The organism is Rhizobium sp. LjRoot258, assembly GCF_964254185.1.
GTDB lineage: Bacteria > Pseudomonadota > Alphaproteobacteria > Rhizobiales > Rhizobiaceae > Rhizobium.
Window position 1 is genome coordinate 15,907 of the sequence record NZ_CAXUST020000001.1, and the last position, 25,432, is coordinate 41,338.

The window sequence follows — 25,432 nt, forward strand, 5'->3', positions numbered from 1 at the left end:
TCAGACTCGCTTGAACGTTAGATAGGCGGAGGATCTGCCCTCGCGCCGCGCCTTGGCCTCGTAGCGTGTACTTGGCCAGCCTTCATAGGGCGTCAGCCAGTCTGCACCATTCTGTGCCAGCCATTCGAAACCGCCATGGTCTCGGCATTTCAGCAGCGTCCAGTTGACGTAAGTGTCGATGTCGGAGGCGAAGCAGAACAGCCCGCCCGGCTTCAGCACGCGGTGGAAGCGATCGAGATTGGTCTTCGACACGAAGCGGCGCTTCCAGTGCTTTCTCTTCGGCCACGGATCCGGGTAAAGCAGATCGATCTGGTCGATCGAGGCGTCAGGCAGCCAGTCCAGCAATTGCGTCGCGTCGTCGTTGTAGACACGGACGTTCTTGGCGCCCGCCTTGGCGACGCTCGTCAGCAGCTTCTGCATGGAATTGATGAAAGGCTCGACACCGATATAGCCAGTGGAGGGCATTTCCACGGCGCGATGGATCAGATGTTCGCCGCCGCCGAAACCGATTTCCAGGCTCAGCCTGTCTGTCGGCACCGGAAAGAGGGTCTTCAGCGGCTCGGGCGGAGCCGCTGAAAGATCGATGAGGAACGCCGGAAGCAGGGTGTTCAGTCGCTCTGCCTGATGCTCGCGCAGAGCCTTTCCCTTGCGGCGACCGAAGAAGGCTTCGGTCGCCCGTCCGCGGCGTTCCATGTCGGTCATGCTGCTTCCTTGACCTTGACGGCGTCCTTGAGCGCCTTGACGAGGTCCGTGCGCTCCCAGGAGAACGAGCCGTCGCGGCCAGCCTTGCGGCCGAAGTGACCGTAGGCCGAGGTTTTGGCGTAGATCGGCTTGTTGAGGTCGAGGTGACGGCGGATGCCGGTCGGCGACAGATCCATGTTCTTGCGGATCGCGGCTTCGACCTGGTCTTCCGTCACGCCCTTGCCGGTGCCGTGCAGGTCGACATAGATCGACAGCGGCTGTGCGACGCCGATGGCGTAGGAGAGCTGGATCGTGCAGCGGTCGGAAAGACCGGCGGCAACGACGTTCTTCGCAAGATAGCGGGCCGCGTAGGCAGCCGAACGGTCGACCTTGGTGGTGTCCTTGCCGGAGAACGCGCCGCCGCCGTGCGGAGCAGCGCCGCCGTAGGTGTCGACGATGATCTTGCGCCCGGTCAGACCAGCGTCGCCATCAGGGCCGCCGATCACGAACTTGCCGGTCGGATTGATGTACCACATGCAATCGTCGGCAATCGGCAGTTCGCCGAGAGCTTCGCGGATATAGGGCTCGACGACCGCGCGAACCTTCTTCGAATCCCAGCTTTCGTCGAGATGCTGGGTGGAGAGAACGATCGACGTGACTTCCGCAGGCTTGCCGTTGACGTAACGCACGGTCACCTGGCTCTTGGCATCGGGGCCGAGCTTTGCGACGTCGCCGTCGCCCTTCTTGCGGGCAGTGGCAAGCAGCTGCAGGATCTTGTGGGAGTAGTAGATCGGTGCCGGCATGAGATCCGGCGTTTCCTTGCAGGCGTAGCCGAACATGATGCCCTGGTCGCCGGCACCTTCGTCGCCCTGCTGGTCGGCGGCATTGTCGACACCCTGGGCAATGTCGGCGGACTGCGAGTGCAGGAGCACGTCGATCTTGGCCGTCTTCCAGTGGAAGCCGTCCTGCTCGTAGCCGATGTCCTTGATGGCGCGGCGGGCAGCGGCCTTGAACTTCGAAGGGTTGATGACGTCCTTGCCGTCCTTGTCCTTCTTCATCAGGCTCGGCGGCAGGCGCACTTCACCGGCGATCACGACGCGGTTGGTGGTTGCCAGCGTCTCGCAGGCAATACGCACGCCCCAGGGGTTGACGCCGGTCTTGGCGGCTTCGCGGTAGACCAGATCCACGATCTCGTCGGAGATCCGGTCACACACCTTGTCCGGGTGACCTTCGGCAACTGACTCGCTGGTGAAAAGGTAATTCGCGCGCATTCCGGGATTCCCCTCAAAGAACAAAAGCTGCGTAGTAGGTACCCAGTTCGCGCGGGAAAAACAAGCGTAGAAGGACATAAATATATCTTTATATCTACGGCAAAGTGGCAAATTATGCCCAAAAAACGCCAAAAAGCGGCCGTTGCGACCGCTTTCGTTTTTGCTCCAAATTTTGAGTGGCTATTATTCGCTGTCAGCTTCGGCAGCGAGTGCCTTCACCAGTTCGACGACTTTACGGCGAACCTTTGGGTCGGTGATCTTCACGAAGGCGCGGTTGAGTTGGAGCCCTTCGGACGACGAAAGAAAGTCGACAACGTAGTTGGAACTCGAGGCTTCCGCCATGCCCGACAGGCCGGAGGATTGGTCGCCGGGTGCGTCTTCAAAGAAGAAGGAAACCGGAACGTTCAAAATGCTGGAGATGTTCTGGAGGCGGCTGGCACCGACGCGGTTGGTGCCTTTTTCGTATTTCTGGATCTGCTGAAAGGTGATGCCGAGGCTCTCGCCGAGCTTTTCCTGGCTCATTCCGAGCATCGTTCGGCGAAGGCGGATGCGACTACCAACATGGATGTCGATGGGGTTCGGCTTCTTCTTGTTCTCAATCATGGTCCTGCCCTAACAATAATTTTCAACCTTGTTCAAACCGGCATGCCCAAACCCATCCCCAAAACGCCACGTTGCAAAGTCTCTATTAACCACCTTGAAACATACGCTAAGAACGCCGATCCCAACCACTATGCAATTTTAGGGGTTTTCGGTCAATTCTGCTTGAAAACAAAACCTAAACGCGAAACCAGCGCAATTGCAAACAGAAGTATTTCCAGCAACCAGAAGTAAGTTTGGCGTGGGTAGCCTGGATCGCGTTGCGCACCGAAGCTCTCAATGGTTGCGTCGACGAAGCCCGTTTCATTGAGGCCGAGACCGGCAATGACCTCGCCGCGGGCGTTCACGATGGCAGAAATACCGCTGTTGCCGTTGCGAATCAGCGGCAGGCCGGTCTCTACAGCGCGCAACCTGGCTTGCTGAAAGTGCTGGTAGGGCCCGGGTGTCGCACCAAACCACGCATCGTTCGTGACGTTGAGGATGGCATTGGCCACGCCGAGGTCGCCGGTCATCTCATCCGGGAAAATGATCTCGTAGCAGACGAGCGGATAGAACTTGATCCCGGTCGGCAAGGTCAGCAACTGCCGCGTGGCGGCCGGCGAAAAGCCGCCCGGCATCTCCACGACGTTCTGGATACCGAAATCGTCTAGAATGCTCTCGAACGGCACATACTCGCCAAACGGCACGAGATGCACCTTGTCCGCGGCGCCGGCGATCTGCCCACGGCCATCGATGACGTAGATCGAATTGTAGTAACGTGGCGGATTGCCGGGCCCCATATCCTCCACCCGGACGGCGCCGGCAATCAGGATCTGGTTGTCGTCGAGCGTGTCCGCGATCCGGCTGAGCGCATCCTGGTTGTCGGTCAGGATGAAGGGAATGGACGTCTCCGGCCAGACGATGATGTCGGGCTTGCGACCGCCCTCCTTCGGCGGCTCGACGGAGAGTTTCAGGTGCTTCTCGAAGATCGCGGCGCGGTCGGCGTCATTGTCCATCTTCGCCGTCTGTTCGATCATCGGCTGAACGAGGCGGATGACCGGGCTCTTGGAGTCCGGTGTCGGCGCAGGCTGTGGGCCAAAGAGGGTATAGGCGCCGTAGCCGATATGTACTGTGAAAAGCAGGGCTGCCAGTGAGAGGCCGAGCTTCGCGCCCTGGCGGGTGCCGAGGAGCGCGGGAGCCGCGAAGATGAAGACCGAGAGCGAAGTAATGCCCATGATGCCGATGACATGCGCCGACTGCATCATGAGCGGTACGGGCGCCATGCCGTAGCCGACTGCGTTCCAGGGAAAGCCGGTGAAAAGTACGCTGCGCAGCCACTCGAGCAATCCGAAGCTCGCGGCAAGCGCCGCAATCCGCCCCATGCCATCGGACCACATGGTTCGCGCCAGCGCGGCCGCAACGCCATAGAAGATGGCGAGCACGCCAGGCAGGCCGAGGATCGCCAGCGGCAGCGCCCAGGCGAAAGCCTCGGCATCGATCATCAAGGCATGGCCAAGCCACCAGAGACCGGCGACGAAATAGCCGAAGCCGAAGAGCCAGCCGACGGCGAAGGAAGGCCATAGCCGGCCGATCAACCCGCTCTCAGGAGCGGCAGCCGAGCCGTCGATCAGCCAGACGAGCAGCGTGAACGAGAAGAACATGGCAGCAAAGAAGCCGAATGGAGGCAGGGCCAGAACGCCGACAGCGCCTGCAAGGACGGCCAGTGCAGCCCTCTTGACCCCCCAGGCCAGGATAACCCTGTCTGCAAGCCGCTCCATGCACACTCCCATCAAGCTGCGAATCAACCCGACCGCAGTCTTTCAAAAAAGCCGCCGTTTGTCGTGCTTTGCGGCGGTCAGTTTGTCGTGGGAGCGTCGGTTTGCCGCTCTTCGCCGTGATCGGCGCCGGGGGTGCCGTCGCCGTCGATCTTGATGCGGCGGCGGATGGCCTGGCGCTTGCGGGTGATCCTTACGCGCTTGATACGGCGCGGGTCGGCATCGAGAATATGGAACTCGAAACCGGGCAGGGCCTGCACGACCTCGCCACGCACCGGAATGCGCCCGAGCTCGGAGAAGATCAGGCCGCCCAGCGTGTCGACTTCGTCGACCTGCTCAGTGATGTCGAAGTCCGGTCCGATCGCTTCCGCGATCTCCTCCAATTCGACGCGAGCATCCGCGACGAAGATGTCTTCGGACACGCGCTTGAACATGACTTCTTCGTCGTCGTGCTCGTCGTCGATGTCGCCGACGACCATTTCGACGATGTCCTCGTGCGACGCCAGCCCATCGGTGCCGCCGTATTCGTCGATGACGAGCGCCATTTGCGTGCGGTTCACCTGCATGCGGCGAAGGAGATCCGAAGCAAGCATCGACGGCGGAACGAACAGGATCTTGCGAATGATGCCGGCCTCTGAAAGCGTCTTCTGCAGGTCAACGCGGCTGAGGTCGAAATTCGGCTTCGCGGAGCGCGTCGGCTTCTGCAGGTGCTCGGGGGAAACCTCGACCAGAGGCTCCGCCGGCTTGAGGGTCTTGGTGCTGCCGCGGCGCTTGTTGCGCGCCTGCTTGGCAACGTAGGACAGAAGATCGCGGATATGCACCATCCCGCGCGGGTCGTCGAGCGTATCCGCATAGACCGGCATGCGCGAACGGCCGGATTCCTCGAACAGGATCATCAGTTCGCCGATGGTGATGTTCTGATCGACGGCCTCGATATCGGCGCGGGGCACCATAACGTCGGCGACACGCACCTCACGGAAGCGAAGGATATTGTGCAGCATCGCCCGTTCATCAGGCGAAAAGACGTCGCCGTCGGCCGCGTCGGTCATCAGCGCATCGGCGATGTCCTCGCGAAGACGCGAGCCCTGCTGTGGTCTCAGGATGCGCGCTGCGCGCGACCAGAAGGATTGGGATCGTCCGGACTGCCTACTACTACTGCCACCCTCGTCGGAAGAGGAGGATTGGTCGGCGTCCTTGGCCTCAGGGGCCGGTCTCGTCGTAAAGTCGCTCATGGTTCCATTTTAAGGTCTTGACCCTCGTATGGGTCAGATAGGCCGAGTACCGCCAAAATGCGAGTCTCGAGCCCCTCCATTATCTCGGCTTCAGCGTTATTATTATGATCGTAGCCGAAGAGATGCAAGAAACCATGCACCATCAGATGCGTTAGATGGTCGTCAAAGCTCTTCTCGAGTTCTGCTGCCTCTCGCTCGACGGTTTCTCTTGCGATGATGATGTCGCCTAGCATCGGCCCCGGCACCTTGCCCGGCTTCACCGGGAAGGCGGGAAACGAAAGCACATTGGTCGCCTTGTCCTTGCCGCGCCATTCCGCGTTGATGTCCTGGATCGAGGCATCGTCGGTGAAAACCAGCGAGACTTCCGGCACCATCTTGGGAAACGGCTGCTTCTGGCTCTCGCGAAGATAGGTCGCGGCCGCTTCCAATACGCGATCGACCAATGCATGCAACGCATCTTCGGAGGGCCAATTGCCCTCCTCGATGCTGATCTGGATATCGAGTTCCGCCATCAGCCCTGCCGGCTATCCTCTTCGGTATCCGTTGCATAGGTGGAATCGTAGGCCCTGACAATGCGCCCGACGAGCGGATGACGCACAACGTCCGTATCCTTGAAGCGTACGATCGAGATACCCTCGACGCCGTTCAGCAGTTGGAGCGCTTCCACGAGGCCAGATTTGACGCCCCGCGGCAAGTCGATCTGGCTCGGATCGCCGGTGACGATCATCCGCGAATTCTCGCCAAGACGTGTCAGGAACATCTTCATCTGCATCGACGTGGTATTCTGCGCCTCGTCGAGGATGACGGCGGCATTTGCGAGCGTACGGCCACGCATGAAGGCGAGCGGTGCAATTTCGATGACGCCGGCGGTAATGGCGCGATCGACCTTGTCGGCCGGCATCATGTCGTAGAGTGCGTCATAGAGCGGACGAAGATAAGGATCGACCTTTTCCTTCATGTCGCCTGGCAGGAAGCCGAGACGTTCGCCGGCTTCGACCGCCGGGCGCGAAAGGATGATCTTCTCAACGACGCCGCGTTCCAGGAGTTGAGCGGCGTGGGCGACGGCGAGATAGGTCTTGCCGGTACCGGCCGGACCGCAGCCGAATACGAGTTCAGCGCGCTCCAGTGCCCGGAGATAGGCATCCTGGGTCGGCGTGCGGGCAATGATGGTCTTCTTGCGCGTGGAAACCTGGGCCATCGTCAGCTTGGCCTTCTTCTCCATCGTCGGCAGGCTCAACTGATCGTCGGCGGCCACAGCCATACGGATCGCGCCTTCTACGTCGGAACGTTCGACGCTGCCGCCTTTCTGGAGTTTCTCGTAGAGATAATCGAGGGTGCGCCGCGCCTGGTTGGTGGCGACGATGTCTCCAGAAATAACGACGGAATTGCCCCGCGCTCGAGCGTCGATGTGCAGACGCTCTTCAAGCAGCTTGAGGTTCTGGTCGAACTGACCGAACAGTTCACTGGCGAACCGATTGTTCTCGAACGTCAGAATAAAGTGATTGGCGTCGCTCGCAATGCGTGGGTGGCGCGGTGAAGAAGAAACCAATTCTTGTCCGTTCAAGCGGTCAGGCTCCTTGGGTTAGACCTCAGCCTCTGCAATCTCGGCAAACAGGCTGTTGGTTCCGGTTCCGGTGATTCGCACATTAATAATGTCACCGATTTGCAATTCTTTTGCATCAACATTCACGGACTGAAGCCAGGGAGAACGGCCGATAAGCTGTCCTGGCATGCGACCGGGCTTTTCGAGCAACAGTTCGATCGTTTTTCCGACACAGGATTCGGCAAATTCCTGCTGCTGCTTCACAAGAAGCGCCTGCAGGCGTTCCAGCCGTTTTGCCTTGATTTCTTCCGGCACCTGGTCCTTCAGTTCCGCGCCGGGCGTGCCCGGCCGTGTCGAGTACTTGAAGGAGAAAGCCTGCGCATAGCGCACCTCCTCCACCAGACGCAGTGTATCTTCAAAATCCTGGTCTGTCTCCCCCGGAAAACCGACGATGAAGTCGCCGGAGAGGGCGATATCAGGGCGGGCAGTGCGGATGCGCTCGACCAGCGTCAGATACTCGGCGGCCGTGTGGCGTCGGTTCATCGCCTTCAGGATGCGGTCGGAGCCGGCCTGCACCGGCAGATGCAGGTACGGCATCAGCGCGCGCAGATCCCGGTGCGCCTCGATCAGCCGATCGTCCATGTCTCGCGGATGGCTGGTCGTGTAGCGCAGCCGCGCAAGCCCGGGGATCTCAGCCAACCGATAGAGCAGATCACCGAGGGTCCATTCCTGACCATTGGCGCCCACACCATGCCAGGCGTTGACGTTCTGGCCGAGCAGCGTGATCTCGCGCACGCCCCCTTCGACGAGCTTCTGCGCTTCCTCGACGATCTGGCTGACCGGACGCGACACTTCCGAACCGCGTGTATAGGGCACGACACAGAAAGTGCAGAACTTGTCGCAACCTTCCTGAACGGTGAGGAAGGAGGTTACGCCGCGCGAGCGGATTTTCTTGCTCTCGGCGATCGGCAGATGCTCGAACTTGTCTTCGAGCGCATATTCGGTATCGACGATGCGTTGCCCTTCCTTCGCCTTGCGCAGCGCTTCCGGCAGGCGATGATAGGTCTGCGGCCCGATCACGACATCGACGGCGGGCGCACGGCGCAGGATTTCCTCGCCCTCGGCCTGCGCCACGCAGCCGGCAACGCCGATCATGAACTCGCGGCCCTCCCTGTTGCGTTCCTTCTTCATATCGCGCAGACGCCCGAGCGCCGAGTAGACCTTTTCAGCAGCCTTCTCACGGATGTGACAGGTATTCAGCAGAACGAGGTCGGCCTCTTCCATGTTTTCCGTCGGCTCGTATCCGTCGCGGGCGAGGGCGTCGCTCATGCGCGTCGAGTCATAGACGTTCATCTGACAGCCGTAGGTCTTGATGAATACCTTGCGGTTGTTGCTGCCATCACGGAGATCGGTCTCCGGGGCCTGAAGAAGGGCGCTGTCCTGGGTCATGGGCGGCTATTTAGTGGTTTTTGCTGCGCTAGAAAAGGAAATCTTGTCTTACGCGGCGTCGCGGCCGCGCAGTACCGCGCCAAGCATGGCGCGGATGCGTCGTGCAATCGTCGCGCTGACGTCCTTGCGGTTGCTGTCGCCGCGATATTCGACCGCGTCGCCGAAACAGACGTCCACCTCAAACGCGCCGCATCGCAGCATATCCTTCAGGTGCGGGAGCATCTCCACGTCGCCGGGCCAGGAGGCGAGCGGGCGATGATAACGTCCCATCGGCAAACCGTGGACGCCGGTATAGGCAACCGCGACCGGTTGGATTACGACAGCGCCCGTTGGCGAAGCCGGAACCGCCATCGCGGCTGCACCGAACAACGAGGATTTGACCTCCAGAAGCCGGTTCCCGTCCGAGGTCGTGCCCTCGGGAAACAGAACGACGATCTCGCCATTTGCCATGCGGGTCGCAATCTCATTCGCCTGGTGGCCGGTCTTGCGCTTTTCCTCACGCACCACGAAGACGCTCTTCTGCAGCTTCGCCAGCGTGCCGAAAATCGGCCAGTCGCGCACTTCGATCTTGGCGATAAACGCAACGTCGGCGACAGAGGACAGGACCATGATGTCCATCCACGACGAATGGTTGGCGCAAAGCATCAACGGTCTGTGCGTTTCCATCTTGCCATGGACGCGAATGCGGATGCCAAGGCAGAAGCAGATGATGCGATGCCAGATGCGGGGCAGCCAGCGTCGCAGCTTCCAGTCGAAGCGTAGCGCCAAGAGCTGCCAGGGCATGAGCAGGATGCTAGCAAGGAGAATGACGATGCCGGCGAGGCCGACGCGCAGCCAGGCGATCAAAGCGAAGACTCCCCAGCTGTGATCATGGCCTCAGCGCTCGTCCTTCTTGAGCGGAATGCCATAAAGTTCCAGCCGATGGTCGACCAGCTTGAAGCCGTGTTCGCGGGCGATGCGTTCCTGCAATGCCTCGATCTCGGGCGAGTGAAACTCGATGACGACACCCGACTTGAGGTCGATGAGGTGGTCATGATGCTCTTCCGGCACCGTCTCGTAGCGCGAGCGGCCGTCTCGGAAGTCGTGGCGTTCGATAATGCCGGCGTCCTCGAACAGTTTCACGGTGCGATAGACCGTGGAGATCGAGATCTTGGCATCGACCTTCACCGAGCGCCGATAGAGTTCTTCCACGTCAGGGTGGTCGGCGGATTCCTCGAGAATGCGCGCGATCACCCGGCGCTGCTCGGTCATGCGCATGCCGCGTTCAGCGCAAAGCTCCTCGAGGGTCTTGGCGACGTCAGTCATGGGCTGCCTTCCGATAGTCAACGTTCAAGCAACGGACTAGCGAAGAACGCGCTTCATGACAAGCGCTGTGGAAACCGCGCCCTTGGCATCCTTGTAGTATCCCCTGCGTTCGCCAACTTTCTCGAAGCCGAGCTTGCGGTAAAGGCCGAGCGCCGCCGCATTGCCGTCATCGACCTCCAGAAAGATGCTCTCGCCGCCGCGTGCGTGTGCTTCGCGCATGGCGGCCTGCATCAGCCGCCAGCCAAGGCCGGCGCGTGCGACCTTCGTCTGCACGGCGATCGTCAGGATTTCCGCCTCGCCGGCGACCTGGCGAGCCAGCACGAAGCCGGGCAACGGCTTCTTGAGGATTGCATTGGTCTGGCGTGCCACGAAGCCGAAGACTGTGTTCTGGCTGAGCAGGCTGTAGAACTCGCCATCGCCCCACGGGCGGGCGAAACGTTCACCGTGCAGAGCGGCGACAGCGCGGCAATCATCGGCATCCATCGCGACGATTTCGAATTCCGGCTTCAGCGTCAAATAGGATTCCAACATCGTCATACTCGCGCAATTGCAAACCCGGCCTGGGGCTTGGCGTCGGGTCCGCGCAGATAAAGAGGCTTCGGCTTTCCGGCAGAAGGATCAGCGGCGGCGCCGAGGCGCGCCACGATGGAAATCGGGAAATGGTTGGCGTGATCGCCGGTCGTGTCCGGTTTCAGGAGAGGTGTGGCCGAACCGATGATTTCGCCTTCGAATGTCGCGGCGAGTGCCTGCGCTTCCTCGACGGTGACGGCACGCGCTTCATCAAGCGGCCCGCCGTCGGCATCGAAGGCCTGCAGGTAGATTTCGTTTCGCTTGGCATCCATGGCGGCGAGCACTGGGTGCCTCGGCGTCTTCAGCCGCTGCGCTTCGGCCATCACCGCAAGCGTGGTGATGCCGACGGCCGGAACGCCGAGCGACAGCGCAAAGCCGCGCGCGGCGGCAACGCCGACACGAATGCCGGTGAAGGAGCCTGGACCGATGGTGACGGCAATGCGATCGACGGCCGAAAGCGCCACGCCCGCCTGGTTCAGCGCGCGATCGACGATCCCCATCAGATGCTCTGCGTGCCCCTTGCCGATCATGTCCGATGCCTCCCCCAGCATCGTATCCCTGCCGCTGTCATAGACAGCGGCAGCGCAATCCACACCTGCGGTGTCGAGCGCCAGTATGATCATGGCATCAATTTCCGAATAAAGCGTTCCTGAGCGTCCATACATCCACCCTGCCGCGCTTGCAAATGCTGCGCCATGATGAATGCCGGAACGGGAGTGTCGTCGTCAGGCGGCGACCACTTCCTCGACCTCCGGAACGAAATGGCGAAGCAGGTTCTGCACGCCATGCTTCAGCGTCGCCGTCGACGACGGGCAGCCGGAGCAGGAGCCCTTCATGTTGAGATAGACCTTGCCGTCCTTGAAACCACGGAAGGTGATGTCGCCACCATCCTGCGCAACGGCCGGACGCACGCGCGTGTCCAGCAGCTCCTTGATCGTGAGGACAATCGCCTCGTCGGCTTCGTCGAAAAACTCGCCGCCGGCATCGAGGTCCTCGGAAAGAACCGAGGCGTCGCCCATGACAGGCTTGCCCGACATGAAATGTTCCATGATCGAACCGAGGATCGCCGGCTTCAGGTGCTGCCACTCGGCATTGTCCTTAGAGACGGAAATGAAGTCGTAGCCAAAATAGACGCCGGTCACGCCCGCAATCTCGAACAGCCGAGCAGCAAGCGGCGAAGCCTGCGCTTCGTCGGCGCTACGGAATTCGGCCGTGCCGTTTTCCATCACGACCCGGCCGGGAAGAAACTTTTGCGTGGCGGGGTTCGGCGTGGCTTCGGTCTGAATAAACATCTCGCTCTCCTGCGGCGGGCAGTGGCCCCAAGCCGTCTTTAGAATTCTTCAAAAGAGAAAATAAGCCGATTGGCAACTCTATTCAAGAGACTGGTACTCAAGAAATCGCCTTATGCGAGAGCATCCAGTTCCTCGTCGGTCAATGTATCAGGCAGGACCGTGACGGGGATGGGAAATGTCGCGCCACGCCCGGCAATCGACGACACCAGCGGTCCTGGACCTTCCTTGGCAGAGCTTGCGGCAAGCACCAGGATCGCAATATCGCGGTCTTCCTCGATGACCGCGTTGATCTGCTCGGTGGCGCTTCCCTCGCGGATGACGATCTCAGGGTCGATGCCGATCGTTTCGCGAACCACATGCGCCGCCTTGGCGACCACGGCCTCGGCCTCCTCGCGCGCCTCGACGCGCATGATCTCCTCCACCCCCAGCCACTGCTGGAAGTCGCCCTCCGGAATCACGTACATCAGCACAAGGCCGCCATTCGAGTTCTTGGCGCGCCGGCCCGCATAATGGACGGCGCGGGAGCATTCGGGCGTATCGTCAATGACCGCCATGAATTTGCGGCGATGACCTTCGAGCCGGGAGAGTCGTTTCGATACCATGGCGCGGACTCTGACACCTGAACCCGAAAATTTGCAAGCCTTCGTTTTTGATCCTGGAAGGATCGTCGGCGCGGGGCCGCGTCAGGCCGGAACCAGTCCATAGAGGCGCATGATTGCCTTCACATGTTCGATATCGGGCTTTCCCTGAACGTTGATGGCCAGGGCCATCTCCTCGAAATACCGCCTGCCGATCAGGCCGGGCGTCATGGTGATCAAAGCCTTGGCGGTTTCTCCGTGCAGGTTCTCGTGGGTGTGGACATAGCCGCGCGGAATGAACAGGGTTTTCCCCGGTGCGATCTCGTGTTTGCGCCCGTCCAGCGTCGTCGTCATCGTTCCGGACAGTCCGTAGATCACTTCGTCGACGTCGCGGTGATAATGAGCGGCCGGGACACGTGCTTGAGGCGGGACCGTGAATTCGAACATCACCAGACTGCCGGCGCTCTGATCCTCGTCGATCAGAAGCCGGATCTCCATGGCGCCGATCTGGATGAGGTTGCGATCTCGCATCGAAGCCTCCTGGCGGTCCGTTCCCAAAAGATTACGCCGCAGGTCCGGTTTCGACAAGTCCGGGGCGCCAACGCCGCCCCGGACAGGCTCGTGAGGCCGTATCTCAGTAGAGGAAGCCGACGATGTCGCGCACTTCCTTCATCGTCACCTCGGCGCGTGCCCGTGCCCGTTCGCCGCCGTTGCGCAGGATCGCGTCGATGTGGCTGGTATCCGACATCAGGCGGCGCATCTCGGCGGTGATCGGCGAGAGCACGTTGACGGCGAGATCGACGAGCGCCGGCTTGAAGACCGAGAACTGCTGGCCGCCGAATTCGGCAAGCACGTCAGCCTTCGACCTGTCAGCGAGTGCTGCATAGATGCCGACAAGATTGTCGGCTTCCGGCCGACCCTTGAGACCGTCGATCTCGCCAGGCAGGCCTTCCGGATCGGTCTTGGCCTTGCGGATCTTCTTCGAGATCGCGTCCTCGTCGTCCATCAGGTTGATGCGCGAAAGATCGGACGGATCCGACTTCGACATCTTCTTGGTGCCGTCGCGAAGCGACATGACGCGCGGCGCCGGGCCATCGATCAGCGGCTCGACCATCGGGAAATAGGCATGCACCGGCTCATTGCCGACGGTGATGTCAATGCCGTAGCCCGCCTTGCGGATGTGCTGCGCATAGTCGAGATTGAACTTCATGGCGATGTCGCGGGCGAGTTCAAGGTGCTGCTTCTGGTCGTCGCCAACCGGGACATGCGTGCCGCGGTAAACGAGAATGTCAGCGGCCATCAGGCTCGGATAGGCGTAGAGACCGAGCGAGGCCTGCTCGCGATCCTTGCCGGCCTTGTCCTTGAACTGCGTCATACGGTTCATCCAACCGAGGCGCGCGACGCAATTGAAGATCCAGGCGAGCTCGGCGTGCTGCGGCACGGCCGACTGGTTGAAAACGATGTGCCTTTGCGGATCGATGCCGGACGCGATAAAGGCGGCTGCGATCGAACGGATCTGGTTCGGCATGTCCTCATGGACGAGCTGGGCCGTCAACGCGTGCATATCCACGACACAGTAGATGCAGTCGTTGCCTTCCTGCAGCGCCACGAATTTGCGGATCGCGCCGAGATAGTTGCCGAGATGGAGATTGCCGGTCGGCTGGACGCCGGAGAAAACGACTTTCTTGAATTCGCTCATTATGTCCTCGATTAGGCTGGTGGAGGGCCCCAGGGTTTGTAACCCATGTTGCTAACGGGCGCGCTTATGCACGCGGAAGACAGGGCAATCAAGGGGTTCAGCCTGTGGCGTGTTCGATCAGGTCGAAGGTGTTGCCGTAAGGATCCGAAAACACGGCGACCGTCCCATAAACCTCGTGCCGCGGCGCCTCGAGAAAGTGCACGCCCTTGGCCAGCATCGATGCATGGTCACGGGCAAAATCGTCGCTCTTGAGAAAAAAGCCGACGCGCCCGCCGGTCTGGTTGCCGATCGCCGCCTTCTGCTGGTCGTTGGCGGCCTGCGCGAGCAAAAAGGCTGCGCCGTCGCCGCCCTTCGGCTTGACCACCACCCACCGCTTGCCCTCGGGCTGGATGTCGTCCTGAAGGCAATCGAAGCCAAGCACGCCGCAATAGAAATCCTTGGCGCGGTCGTAATCGTCGACGACAAGGGTCACGAGGAAAAGCGATTGGGACATCGTGGCTCCGATTTGTGATGTCGTGTTGTTACCAAGGGCGGGTGATCGGTCAAGGGGTGCGGTTGGAACACGTCTTTACCTTCACACGGTCATTCCGGCCGTGGTTCGATCTTGCATTTCACTCGGACGGGGCGCTGGAAATTGCGTCGCTAGAGTAAAAAGCATATGGCGCTTCCCAACCCCGCAACGCCTTGCGGTGTACCCGAAGATGGGACGGCGCCATTGTCGGAAGAGCGCCATAAGGCGGGGAAAATCGGCGACGAATTTCCTCTGTGAATATATCTCGCGAATCTACAAAAAGGAAAATTTATACTGCTTTTGAGGTATCCCTAACCTGCCAATTAGCGGTAGAATATGGCGATGTTCCGTAACGGAAGGTAGGAAATTTCACAAAAAGGCCATTTTTAGGGAGAGCGTTCCATCCGCCAAAGGCTGCGCCGGGGGCTCCGGCGTATTCGAGGGGAGGGAACCATGCAGTCCGCATTTTCCATCGCACTCGCCGGCCTGTTCTGTCTGTCGTGTTTCGACAGTGCCGACGCCCAGAATGTCAGACGAGTGGCAATACCGCCGCTCAAGCATAAGGAAACGCTCGCCTACTCTCTGCAGACCGTCAGCGTTCAGGCGAACTGCTTCCCGCCGCAACTGCGCGGCATTCTTGCCTATATCGCCACTAAGACCGGCCGCCGCCCGATGGTAACCTCAGGGCTGCGGGCGCGCGGGCGATCACACTCCCAACATCGCCATTGCGCGGCCGCCGATATCCGGATCCCCGGCGTATCGGAGCGAACGATCATTGCGATTGCTGCATCGGCGCCAGGGATCGGCGGGATCGGCCGTTACTGCAACGGCATCGTCCATGTGGACATAGGTCCCAAACGACGATGGACCTACTGCTGAGGTTGAGCGCGGAACGCTAGCCGTCCACTTTTGCGGCCGGCTTGCGGTTCAGGTTGCGCCGGATCATGCCGAGGTTTGCGCCGCCGATCAGGAACGCCGTCGCGAAATAAACGGCCATGGCGATGATGATCAGAAGGCCGAGTGTGCCGACCTTCGTCGCCAGGTGTGCGCCTGAGGCAAGCCACGGCTCCCACCGGTGCTGCAGGTACATGATCACGCCGCCCATCACGGCTGCGGATACGACGAGCAGCGCCGTGCGCCGCGCCAAGGCCCATTCCCAGGTGAGGTGACCGCGGCGCAGCAGCGTGGTGAAGAGAAGCACGGTGCTGATCCAGCCTGCCGTCGCTTCTGCAACCGCAATGCCGGGAGCGCCGAGAAATGGGAAGAGCGTCAGCGCCGTCGCGCAGTTGACGCCAACGGCAACGGCAGAAAAGCGCATTGGCGTCTTGGTGTCCTCGCGCGCATAAAAGCCCGGCTGCAACGCCTTGATCAGCACGAAGGCAGGTAGGCCGATGCCGTAAACGGCGAGGATGGAGCCGACGATCGCGGTGTTTTCCTGATGGAATGCGCCGCGCTCATAAAGCACGCGGATGATCTCATCGGAGAGAATCCAGAGTGCAAAGGCGGCCGGGATGGTCAGGAACAGCACGAATTCGATCGACCGGTTCTGCAGGTTTCCGGCCTCGCGCAGATGGCCGCCCTTCAAGGCACGCGCCAATTCCGGCAGCAGCACCACGCCGACCGCGACACCGACAACGCCGAGCGGCAGCTGGTAGATGCGGTCCGCATATTGAAGTGCGGCGATCGCCCCTTCGCGTGCGGAAGCGATCGCCTGCCCGATCATCTGGTTGATCTGGGTAATGCCGCCGGTGACGGCGGCAGGGACTGCGAGGATCAGCAGGCGCTTGACGTTTGGTGTGATGCGGGGAAAGCGAAGGCCGATGCTCATGCCGGCATGCAGGACGCCGAGATAGACGACGACGAGTTGCAGGATGCCAGCTACGAGCACGCCCCACGAGAGGTACCAGGCGGTCTGAAGCGGTTCGGCGCCGATATAGAGCGAATAGAACAGCGCGCCGATCATCACCAGGTTGAGGAAAATGGGCGCAATGGCTGCGGCGAAGAAATGATGCAGCGAGTTCAGCATCCCACTCATCATTGCCGTCAGCGACATGCACATGAGATAGGGGAACATCACCGCCGCCATGCGCACGGTGATCGAGAATTTTTCCGCATCGTCGGCAAAGCCCGGCGCGATGACGAAGCGCACGAGCAGCGGCATGCAGAGCTCCATGACGATGGTAATGAGCAGCAGCACGGAAAACAGCACGCCGAAGACTTCCTCGGAGAAGCGCTTGGCGCCGTCGATGCCGTGCGCCTCGATCTCCTTGGCAAAGAGCGGCACGAAGGCGGCGTTGAACGCGCCTTCGGCAAACAGGCGACGGAAGAGGTTCGGAAAGCGGAAGGCGGCGTAGAAGACGTCGGCCATCGGACCCGTGCCGAGTGCGGCCGCCATCAGCGTTTCACGGGCAAAGCCGAAGATGCGGCTGCCGAGCGTGGCGCCGCCGACGGTGGCGAATTTCTTGACGAGGCTCATGCGCTTGGGCTCATGCGGGCGAATCCGCCTTCTTTTCTGTTTGCGTCGCGGCGCGAGCCGTGGTCGGCGGCGCGATGATGCCGGAGGGCATGCGCTCGCGCAGCTCGTCCTGCTCCTCGGCCATCACCGCCTTGAGGCGCGCGGTGATGTTCGAGCGCTTGCTGTCGCCCGAAATCTTCTGGCCGACGAGGTCGGTCACGTAGAAGGTATCGATGACCTTCTCGCCGAAGGTGGTGATGCGGGCCGACTGAATATCGAGCGAAAGATCAGAGAGAACCGCGGTGATTTCTGACAGCAGGCCTGTCCGGTCGAGGCATTCGACCTCGATGACGGTGAATTTGTTCGACAGGCTGTTGGAGATGTTGACCGACGGGGGAATGACGAAGGCCTTGCTCTTTTTGCGGTTCTTGGTGCGCGTCGCGATCACCTCAGGCAGGCGCTTGCGGCCGGAAAGGACGTCCTCGATCATCCGCCCGATGGTGCCGGCGCGACGCAGCTCGTCGGCATCGTCCTTGAATTCGCGGCTGACATGGATTGTGTCGAGTGCGCGGCCGTCCGAGGTCGTGAAGATCTGTGCATCGACGATGTTGGCGCCGGCCGCAGCGCAAGCGCCGGCGATAACGGCGAGCAGCCGCGGATGGTCAGGCGATAGCACGGTAATCTCGGTGATCGCATGGAAGCTGTCGGTGCGCACCATGGTCGCCAGCGCCTGACCTGCCTTGTCGGCCTGGCGGATGAAGCCGGCATGACGCACCTGGTCCTCCAGGGGAACGGAGAGCAGATAGGGCTGATAGTGCAGCTTGCTGTAGATCTTGCGGTCTTTCTGGCTCCAGTCGGAGAGGGCGTTGAAGAGTGCTTCGGCTGCGAAGTTGGCGCGCTCCTTGCGAGACACCTCCGAGAAGCCGCCGGCAAGCAGCAGTTCGGTTTCATAGTAGAGTGTGCGCAGCAGCTGACCCTTCCAGCCATTCCACACGCCCGGTCCGACGGCGCGGATGTCGCAGATCGTCAGGATGAGCAGCATCTTCAGGCGTTCGAGCGACTGCACGACATCGGTAAAGTCGATAATCGTCTTGCGGTCGGTGAGGTCGCGGGTCTGGGCGACCATCGACATCGCCAGATGTTCCTGGATCAGCCAGACGACCATCTCCGTCTGCTTCTGCGACAGGCCGAACCGGGCGCAGAGCTTGCGGGCGACACGGGCGCCGGCGATCGAGTGGTCTTCCTGGCGGCCCTTGGCGATGTCGTGCAGCAGCACGGCAACATAAAGCGCCTCGCGGTCCTCGATGCCGGGCATCAGCTTGTTGGCGAGCGGATGCAGGTCGTCGGCCTTGCCCTTGTCGATCTCTGACAGCACGTCGAGGGTGCGGATCAGATGCTCGTCCACCGTATAGTGGTGGTACATATTGAACTGCATCATTGCGACGATCTTGCCGAATTCTGGGATGAAGCGGCCGAGCACGCCGGCTTCGTTCATCCGGCGAAGGATCAGCGCCGGATCGCGCTTCGAGGTCAGGATCGACATGAAGAGGCGGTTTGCCTCCTCGTTTTCGCGCAGATTGTTGTCGATCAGGCTGAGCGAGCGGGTGACGCGCTTCAGCGCATCGGGATGGAATTCCAGGCCGTTGATGTCGGCGACGTGGAAGAGGCGGATGATGCTGATCGGGTCGCGCTTGAAGATATCGGGGCTGGCAAGTGCGATGCGGCCGCGATCCTCGACGAACTCGGTGCTGCCGGCGATCTTGCGGCTGCGATGCGCAAAGCGGCTGATGACGCCGGTCAGCCCCGGCGTCGACTTCGCCTGCTGGTCTTCGAGTGCCGCGCAGAGAATACGCGTCAGATCGCCGACATCCTTGGCGACGAGGAAGTAGTGTTTCATGAAGCGCTCGACGGCCGAAAGGCCGGGCCGCGAATGATATCCGAGTGCCTCGGCAATCTCGCGCTGGATGTCGAAGGACAGCCGTTCCTCTGCTTTTCCGGTCAGGAAATGCATGTGGCAGCGCACCGCCCAAAGGAAGTCTTCCGCCTTCTGGAAGACGTGGTACTCGTGCTTCGAGAGAACGCCAAGCGGCACAAGCTCGGCGGTGTCGCGGACATGGTAGTAGTATTTCGAGATCCAGAAGAGCGTATGGAGGTCGCGCAGGCCACCCTTGCCCTCCTTGACGTTGGGCTCGACGAGATAGCGCGTGTCGCCGGCCTTGCGATGCCGTTCGTCGCGCTCTGCAAGCTTGGCGGCGATGAATTCCGGGCCGGTGCCGGTGACGATTTCCTTGTCGAAGCGCGTCTCCAGCTGCGTTTCCAGCGCGCGCAGGCCGCAGATATAGCGCATCTCGAGGATCGCCGTGCGAATCGTCATGTCGGACTTCGACAGCGCGATGCACTCCTCCAGGGTACGCGTGGCGTGGCCGACCTTGAGGCCCATGTCCCAGAGGACGTAGAGCATGAATTCGACCGCCTTGTGTGTCTCCTCCGCCGGTTTCGGCTGGAACAGGAACAGGAGGTCGATGTCGGAACCCGGCGCCAGCGTATCGCGGCCGTAGCCGCCGACGGCGGTCACGGCGAACTTGTCCTTCTGCTGTGGGAAGACATGGGTGCAGACGAATTCGTAGAGAACCGTGATGATTTGGTCCTGCAGCCAGGAGATGCGGCGGGCGCAATTGATGCCGCTGCCGTCGGCCAAGAGCAGGGTGCGTGCCTTCTGGCGACCCTCGCCGCTTGCCTTCTTGAGAATGGCCAACAGATCGGATCGCATGACGTCAGGCCGCGTTTTGTTGGCCTCGGTCACAGCGTCGCACATCTTCTGCAGATAGTCGGTGTCGAGGATATCGGAGAAATCGATGTCGTTCGTCGTCGCCATGCGCGGGGCGGCTTCCTGTTCGCGCGGCGCAGCTGCTTCTTGCTGCGTCTCTCGTTTCGTCTGCATGCGCTATAGCCTCTTTGCCCGCCGATGACACGGGCTTTCATACTGCAGAACCTTTAATTTTGGCGAAAAGGTGTTGCCACGTCCGAAACCGCCTGCATGCGGCAATCAGGCCGCCACCTGCGCCTGCACCGAATAGAGCACTTTGCGCGTCTCGCTGGCGATCTCCTCTAGCGTCTCGCGGTCACACTCTCGGTAGCCAGCCTTTGCGACACAGGAGGAAAGCTCCAGAATCCCGGCACAACAGCGGATGATCTGGAGCAGGCCGAAGGGCGAGGCCCAGCCGCGTGGATTGCCGCGCTCGTCGGCAAGCCGCAATGCTTCGAGTGCACTGAAAATCGCCGCAAGCTTCTGCGTCTCGTTGAATAGCCGGTCCATGAACATCGGCTAGCTCCGCTTCAGCTTCTTCTTGAGGTCGTAGAGTACCTCCATCGCCTCGCGCGGGGTCATGTCATCGAGGTTCATCCCCTTCAACGCTTCTTCCACCTTCGACGGGCCGCGACCAGCGTCCTCGCGACGCACCGCCACCTGAAACAGCGGCAGGTCGTCGATCAACTGGCTTGCCGGGTTCTTGCGGTCGGCGTCCTCGAGGCGTGTCAGCACGTCGCGGGCGCGCGCCACGACGGAAGCCGGCAGGCCGGCAAGCCGGGCGACCTGGATACCGTAGGAGCGATCGGCAGCACCCGGACCGACCTCGTGCAGGAAGATCACGTCGCCATCCCATTCCTTCACCCGCATCGTCGCGTTCGATAGCCGGGCAAGCTTATCGGACAGCACGGTCAGCTCATGGAAGTGGGTGGCGAAGAGGCCGCGGCAGCGATTGGCCTCATGCAGATGCTCGACGGCTGCCCAGGCGATGGAAAGACCATCGAACGTTGCCGTGCCGCGGCCGATCTCGTCGAGGATGACAAGCGAGCGGTCGGTCGCCTGATTGAGGATCGCCGCCGTTTCGACCATCTCGACCATGAAGGTCGAGCGGCCGCGGGCAAGGTCGTCGGAGGCGCCGACGCGCGAGAATAGACGGTCGACGATGCCGATATGGGCGGAGGTCGCCGGCACGAAGGAGCCCATCTGCGCTAGGATCGAAATCAACGCGTTCTGGCGCAGGAAGGTCGATTTACCGCCCATGTTCGGGCCGGTCAGCAACCAGATCGCGCCATCCTTGGCGTCGGCGACAGGCGACAGATCGCAATTATTGGCAACAAACGGGCCCGACGATTGGCGTCGCAGGGCCTGCTCGACGACCGGGTGGCGTCCGCCCTCGATCGCAAACATCTTCGAGGCATCAACCAGCGGCCGGCAATAGGCCTGCTCGTCGGCAAGGAGGGCAAGGCCGCCGGCGACGTCGATGATCGCCAGCGCCCGGGCCCCCGCCTTGATCGCTTCCGCTTCGGCGACGACGGCTGATGTCATGTGGTCGAAGGCGGCGAGCTCGATTGCGAGCGCCTTGTCGGCAGCGTTTGCAATCCGACTTTCGAGGTCGGCAAGCTCGGTCGTGGTGAACCGCATCGCATTCGCCATCGTCTGGCGGTGGATGAATCGGCCCTTGGCTTCGGCTGTGTCGATCATCGGTCCGGCATTGCCGGCGGTGACCTCGATGAAGTAGCCAAGGATGTTGTTGTGCTTGATCTTCAGCGACTTGATGCCGGTTTCCTCGGCATATTGCAGTTGCAGGCCGGCGATGACACGGCGGGACTGGTCACGCAGCGCCCTGACCTCGTCGAGCTCGGCATTGGCGCCGTCGCGCAGGAAGCCGCCGTCGCGCTTCAACAGCGGCAGCTCGTCGCCGAGCGTTTCCAAAAGCAGCGCTGCGAGACCGGAGGGGAGGGCCTGGAGGCTAGAAAGCGCAAGTCTCAGCTCTTCCGGCAGCAGCGCTTCGGCCAGCAATCGGGCGAGATCGCCCGCCGCACTCAGCCCCTGGCGGATGGCGGCGAGGTCGCGCGGCCCGCCACGGTCGAGCGCGAGGCGCGAGAGCGCGCGCGGCATGTCGGGCACATGCTTGAGGTGGTGGCGCAGGTCGCCACAGAGCGGCGGCTCTTCTATCAGGAAGCCGATCGAATCCAGTCGCTCGCTGATGCGCGCGGGGTCGGTCAGCGGCGACATCAGCCGCTCGGCAAGCAACCGCGCGCCGCCGCCGGTCACGGTGCGGTCGATTGCTTTCAACAGAGAACCATTGCGATCGCCTGACAGTGTGCGGGCAAGTTCCAGATTGGCGCGGGTCGCCGGATCGATGAAGAGCGTGGAAGCGGCGCTCTCGCGCTCCGGCCGCCCAAGCGGCGGCCGTTCGGCGATCTGCGTCTTCTCGACATAGGCGACGGCTGCAGCGGCAGCGGCAAGCTCGGCGCGCGAGAAGGTGCCGAAGCCGTCGAGCGTCGAAACACCAAAATAACGTGCAATCCGCCCTTCCGCTGTGGCGCTGTCGAACAGCACGGCCGGCTGCGGAACGGCGGTGCGGCCGAGCACGTCGAAGACCGGCTTCAGCTCGGGATCGTGAAAGATCGTGTCCGGCACGATGAGTTCGCGTGGATCGATGCGCAGGATGTCGGCAAGCAGCCGTGAACCTTCGGTCTCGGCGAGCCGGAAAATGCCCGTCGAGATATCGATCCAGGCAAGCGCCAGCAACGGCTCGGCGCTGCCGCGAATCCGGGTGAGTGCCATCAGATAGTTCGATTCCGACGGCGAAAGTAGTTTTTCCTCGGTGATCGTGCCGGGCGTGACAAGGCGAACGACGTCGCGCTTCACCACCGATTTCGAACCGCGTTTCTTGGCTTCGGCGGGGTCTTCGACCTGCTCGCAGACGGCGACGCGGAAGCCGAGGGCGATCAGCTTCTGCAGGTAGTCGTCGGCTGCATGCACCGGCACGCCGCACATCGCAATATCCTGCCCCATATGCTGGCCGCGCTTGGTGAGCGTGATGCCGAGCGCGCGGGATGCTTCCAGCGCATCCTCGAAGAACAGCTCATAGAAATCGCCCATGCGGTAAAACAGCAGCGAGTCAGGGTTGTTCGCCTTGATCTCGATGAATTGCTCCATCATCGGCGTCGCCGATGCACGGCTTTCTTCCGTAGCAAGCTCGGCGGCCGAAAAGGCTTCTCTTCCAGTGTCTATTCGTTCGTTCACGGAGATGCAGTTTTTTCCAAAAAAGAGGTGCCAACCCTAGCCGCCCGCCGCTATAGATGACAACCGCGATTGAGGAAGAGCAAGGCGTCACCCACAAGACGTTGGAGGAAAAATGCCCGATACCGAGAAGAAGCAGCGGCCGGTTACGTCAGTGACCGACAACGAGGCTCTTGAATTCCATGCCATGGGACGGCCTGGAAAGCTGGAGATCAACGCCACGAAGCCGATGGCGACCCAGCGCGATCTGTCGCTCGCCTATTCGCCGGGCGTTGCCGTTCCGGTGAAGGCGATCGCCGCCGATCCGGCCACGGCCTACGACTACACCACGCGTGGCAACATGGTCGCGGTGATCTCCAACGGTACGGCTATCCTCGGTCTCGGCAATCTCGGCGCATTGGCCTCCAAGCCGGTAATGGAGGGAAAGGCGGTGCTCTTCAAGCGCTTCGCCGACGTCGATTCCATCGATCTTGAAGTCGATACGGAAAATGTCGACGAGTTCATCAACTGCGTGCGCTTCCTCGGCCCGTCCTTTGGCGGCATCAATCTCGAAGACATCAAGGCGCCAGACTGTTTCATCATCGAGCAGCGCCTGCGCGAGCTGATGGACATCCCGGTTTTCCATGACGACCAGCACGGCACGGCGATCATTGCTGCCGCCGGTCTCATCAACGCGCTGGAGTTGACCGGTCGCGACCTGAAGACGACGAAGCTCGTCTGCAATGGCGCGGGTGCGGCCGCGATCGCCTGCGTCGAGCTCATCAAGGCCATGGGCTTCGTGCCTGAGAACATCGTCCTTTGCGACACCAAAGGCGTGATCTACCAGGGCCGCACCGAAGGCATGAACCAGTGGAAGTCGGCGCACGCGGTCAAGACCAAAGCGCGCACACTCGAAGAGGCCATGAAAGGCGCGGATGTCGTCCTCGGCCTCTCTCAGAAGGGCGCCTTCTCCGAAAAGATGATCCGCTCGATGGCGGATCGGCCGATCATTTTCGCCATGGCCAATCCGGATCCGGAGATCACCCCGGAAGAGGTCGCCCGGATCCGCGACGACGCCATCATGGCGACCGGTCGCTCCGATTATCCGAACCAGGTCAACAACGTCCTCGGCTTCCCCTACATTTTCCGTGGCGCTCTGGATGTTCGCGCCACGACGATCAACGACGCCATGAAAATCGCCGCCGTCCAGGCGCTCGCGAACCTGGCCCGCGAAGACGTGCCGGATGATGTCGTTGCCGCCTACCAGGGGAACCGCCCCCGTTTCGGCCCCCAGTACATCATTCCGGTGCCGTTCGATCCGCGCTTGATCTCTGCGATCCCGGTTGCCGTGGCACAGGCCGCGATTGACAGCGGCGTGGCCCGCAGGCCGATCGCCGACATGGCCACCTACGCCCGCGAACTTTCTGCCCGTCGCGATCCCATCGCCTCGACGCTGGCAAGCCTCTACGAGCGCGTTCGCCGCCGTCCGAAACGGGTGGTCTTTGCCGAAGCCGAAGAAGAACAGGTCATGCGTGCGGCAATGTCCTATGCCAACCAGCAGCTCGGTACGGCAATCCTGCTCGGCCGTGAGGACCTGATTCACGCGACCGCCGAACGCGCCGGCATCGATCTCAACCGGCCGGGGCTGGAAATCGTCAATGCGCGCATTTCCACCCGCGTCGACGTCTATATCGACTATCTCTATGCGCGCCTGCAGCGTAAGGGCTACCTCCATCGCGACGCCCAGCGCCTGATCCACCAGGATCGCAACCACTTCGCCGCGTGCATGGTGGCGCTTGGCGATGCCGACGGGATGGTCACCGGCATCACCCGCAACTATTCGACCGCGCTCGAAGATGTGCGCCGCTGCATCAACATGAAGCCGGGGCATCAGGTGATCGGTGTCTCGGTTGCACTCTGCCGCGGCCGCACCGTCTTCGTTGCGGATACCGCCGTCCACGACATGCCGTCAGCGGCGGAACTTGCCGACATCGCCGTGGAAGCAGCAGGCTTCGCGCGCCGCATGGGTTATCAGCCGCGCGTCGCCATGCTTGCCTATTCGACCTTCGGCCACCCCTCCGGCGAGCGCTCGGAGCGCGTGCGCGAGGCCGTGAAGATCCTCGACAAGCGCCGCGTCGATTTCGAGTATGACGGCGAAATGGCGGCCGATGTGGCGCTGAACCGCAAGGTGATGGAGCAGTATCCGTTCTGCCGCCTATCCGGCCCGGCCAACGTGCTCGTCATGCCGGCCTTCCACTCGGCCTCGATCTCCACGAAGATGCTGCAGGAACTCGGCGGTTCGACTGTCATCGGCCCGATCCTTGTCGGCCTCGACAAGGCGGTTCAGATCACCTCGATGGGTGCGAAGGATTCCGACATCGTCAATATGGCCGCGATCGCAGCCTATACGGCAGGATCGTAAACGAATGCGGAGCGGGAGGCAGCCTCTCGCTCCATC

Annotated in this window: 23 protein-coding genes; 2 read left to right on the forward strand and 21 right to left on the reverse strand. The window is 61.6% G+C overall.

Features of this window, described 5'->3' with window-relative positions; genetic code table 11:
* The 17 genes from trmB to ACSQ9D_RS00170 all read right to left on the reverse strand — a co-directional run bounded on the left by trmB (position 1) and on the right by ACSQ9D_RS00170 (position 14,467).
* Positions 1 to 702, reverse strand: coding sequence for a tRNA (guanine(46)-N(7))-methyltransferase TrmB (gene trmB, locus ACSQ9D_RS00090; protein ID WP_436280672.1), 702 nt, complete (start codon positions 700 to 702; stop codon positions 1 to 3).
* Positions 699 to 1,952, reverse strand: a complete 1,254-nt coding sequence (gene metK / locus ACSQ9D_RS00095) for a methionine adenosyltransferase (RefSeq protein WP_024314510.1) — start codon at positions 1,950 to 1,952, stop codon at positions 699 to 701. The genes trmB and metK overlap by 4 nt, the downstream gene beginning before the upstream one ends.
* A gap of 183 nt (positions 1,953 to 2,135) precedes the next feature.
* On the reverse strand, positions 2,136 to 2,555 hold the full coding sequence (locus tag ACSQ9D_RS00100) for a helix-turn-helix domain-containing protein (RefSeq protein ID WP_037114753.1): 420 nt from the start codon (positions 2,553 to 2,555) through the stop codon (positions 2,136 to 2,138).
* Positions 2,556 to 2,707: 152 nt separating this feature from the next.
* Positions 2,708 to 4,309: an apolipoprotein N-acyltransferase gene (gene lnt / locus ACSQ9D_RS00105; protein WP_436280673.1), complete on the reverse strand. Its 1,602-nt coding sequence runs from the start codon at positions 4,307 to 4,309 to the stop codon at positions 2,708 to 2,710.
* Positions 4,310 to 4,386: 77 nt separating this feature from the next.
* Complete coding sequence (locus tag ACSQ9D_RS00110) at positions 4,387 to 5,538, reverse strand: hemolysin family protein (RefSeq protein ID WP_037114747.1); 1,152 nt, start codon at positions 5,536 to 5,538, stop codon at positions 4,387 to 4,389.
* Entirely contained in the window at positions 5,535 to 6,050 is a 516-nt protein-coding gene (gene ybeY / locus ACSQ9D_RS00115; protein WP_436280674.1) for an rRNA maturation RNase YbeY, read from the reverse strand. The genes ACSQ9D_RS00110 and ybeY overlap by 4 nt, the downstream gene beginning before the upstream one ends.
* Positions 6,050 to 7,102, reverse strand: coding sequence for a PhoH family protein (locus ACSQ9D_RS00120; RefSeq protein ID WP_024314514.1), 1,053 nt, complete (start codon positions 7,100 to 7,102; stop codon positions 6,050 to 6,052). The genes ybeY and ACSQ9D_RS00120 overlap by 1 nt, the downstream gene beginning before the upstream one ends.
* Positions 7,103 to 7,120: 18 nt before the next feature.
* Complete coding sequence (gene miaB, locus ACSQ9D_RS00125) at positions 7,121 to 8,530, reverse strand: tRNA (N6-isopentenyl adenosine(37)-C2)-methylthiotransferase MiaB (protein WP_436280675.1); 1,410 nt, start codon at positions 8,528 to 8,530, stop codon at positions 7,121 to 7,123.
* A 48-nt stretch (positions 8,531 to 8,578) separates the two neighbouring features.
* Positions 8,579 to 9,376: a lysophospholipid acyltransferase family protein gene (locus ACSQ9D_RS00130; RefSeq protein ID WP_436280676.1), complete on the reverse strand. Its 798-nt coding sequence runs from the start codon at positions 9,374 to 9,376 to the stop codon at positions 8,579 to 8,581.
* Between the two features lie 30 nt (positions 9,377 to 9,406).
* On the reverse strand, positions 9,407 to 9,835 hold the full coding sequence (locus tag ACSQ9D_RS00135; RefSeq protein ID WP_024314517.1) for a Fur family transcriptional regulator: 429 nt from the start codon (positions 9,833 to 9,835) through the stop codon (positions 9,407 to 9,409).
* A gap of 36 nt (positions 9,836 to 9,871) precedes the next feature.
* On the reverse strand, positions 9,872 to 10,372 hold the full coding sequence (locus ACSQ9D_RS00140; RefSeq protein WP_436280677.1) for a GNAT family N-acetyltransferase: 501 nt from the start codon (positions 10,370 to 10,372) through the stop codon (positions 9,872 to 9,874).
* Positions 10,369 to 11,028, reverse strand: coding sequence for a tRNA (adenosine(37)-N6)-threonylcarbamoyltransferase complex dimerization subunit type 1 TsaB (gene tsaB, locus ACSQ9D_RS00145; protein WP_436280678.1), 660 nt, complete (start codon positions 11,026 to 11,028; stop codon positions 10,369 to 10,371). The genes ACSQ9D_RS00140 and tsaB overlap by 4 nt, the downstream gene beginning before the upstream one ends.
* Positions 11,029 to 11,130: 102 nt before the next feature.
* On the reverse strand, positions 11,131 to 11,697 hold the full coding sequence (locus tag ACSQ9D_RS00150) for a NifU family protein (RefSeq protein ID WP_436280679.1): 567 nt from the start codon (positions 11,695 to 11,697) through the stop codon (positions 11,131 to 11,133).
* A 110-nt stretch (positions 11,698 to 11,807) separates the two neighbouring features.
* Positions 11,808 to 12,299: a universal stress protein gene (locus ACSQ9D_RS00155; protein ID WP_436280680.1), complete on the reverse strand. Its 492-nt coding sequence runs from the start codon at positions 12,297 to 12,299 to the stop codon at positions 11,808 to 11,810.
* Between the two features lie 81 nt (positions 12,300 to 12,380).
* Positions 12,381 to 12,806 (reverse strand): cupin domain-containing protein, encoded by a 426-nt coding sequence (locus ACSQ9D_RS00160; RefSeq protein ID WP_436280681.1) that lies wholly within the window; start codon positions 12,804 to 12,806, stop codon positions 12,381 to 12,383.
* A gap of 103 nt (positions 12,807 to 12,909) precedes the next feature.
* Positions 12,910 to 13,974 carry a tryptophan--tRNA ligase gene (trpS, locus tag ACSQ9D_RS00165; protein ID WP_436280682.1) on the reverse strand — a complete coding sequence of 355 codons (1,065 nt, stop codon included), beginning with the start codon at positions 13,972 to 13,974 and terminating at the stop codon, positions 12,910 to 12,912.
* Between the two features lie 97 nt (positions 13,975 to 14,071).
* A complete protein-coding gene (locus ACSQ9D_RS00170; protein WP_037114723.1) occupies positions 14,072 to 14,467 on the reverse strand; it encodes a VOC family protein in 396 nt (131 codons plus the stop codon).
* Positions 14,468 to 14,938: 471 nt separating this feature from the next.
* Here ACSQ9D_RS00170 and ACSQ9D_RS00175 point away from each other — a divergent pair, with 471 nt between their 5' ends.
* Positions 14,939 to 15,364 carry a YcbK family protein gene (locus tag ACSQ9D_RS00175; protein WP_436280683.1) on the forward strand — a complete coding sequence of 142 codons (426 nt, stop codon included), beginning with the start codon at positions 14,939 to 14,941 and terminating at the stop codon, positions 15,362 to 15,364.
* 16 nt (positions 15,365 to 15,380) lie between these two features.
* Here the strand turns inward: ACSQ9D_RS00175 and murJ are convergent, their stop codons facing one another.
* The 4 genes from murJ to mutS all read right to left on the reverse strand — a co-directional run bounded on the left by murJ (position 15,381) and on the right by mutS (position 22,998).
* A complete protein-coding gene (gene murJ, locus ACSQ9D_RS00180) occupies positions 15,381 to 16,961 on the reverse strand; it encodes a murein biosynthesis integral membrane protein MurJ (protein WP_436280684.1) in 1,581 nt (526 codons plus the stop codon).
* Positions 16,962 to 16,971: 10 nt separating this feature from the next.
* Entirely contained in the window at positions 16,972 to 19,881 is a 2,910-nt protein-coding gene (locus tag ACSQ9D_RS00185; protein WP_436280685.1) for a [protein-PII] uridylyltransferase, read from the reverse strand.
* A 105-nt stretch (positions 19,882 to 19,986) separates the two neighbouring features.
* Complete coding sequence (locus ACSQ9D_RS00190) at positions 19,987 to 20,262, reverse strand: hypothetical protein (RefSeq protein WP_436280686.1); 276 nt, start codon at positions 20,260 to 20,262, stop codon at positions 19,987 to 19,989.
* A 3-nt stretch (positions 20,263 to 20,265) separates the two neighbouring features.
* Positions 20,266 to 22,998: a DNA mismatch repair protein MutS gene (mutS, locus tag ACSQ9D_RS00195; protein WP_436280687.1), complete on the reverse strand. Its 2,733-nt coding sequence runs from the start codon at positions 22,996 to 22,998 to the stop codon at positions 20,266 to 20,268.
* 112 nt (positions 22,999 to 23,110) lie between these two features.
* Here mutS and ACSQ9D_RS00200 point away from each other — a divergent pair, with 112 nt between their 5' ends.
* Positions 23,111 to 25,396, forward strand: coding sequence for an NADP-dependent malic enzyme (locus ACSQ9D_RS00200; RefSeq protein WP_436280688.1), 2,286 nt, complete (start codon positions 23,111 to 23,113; stop codon positions 25,394 to 25,396).
* The last annotated feature ends 36 nt before the right edge of the window (positions 25,397 to 25,432 follow it).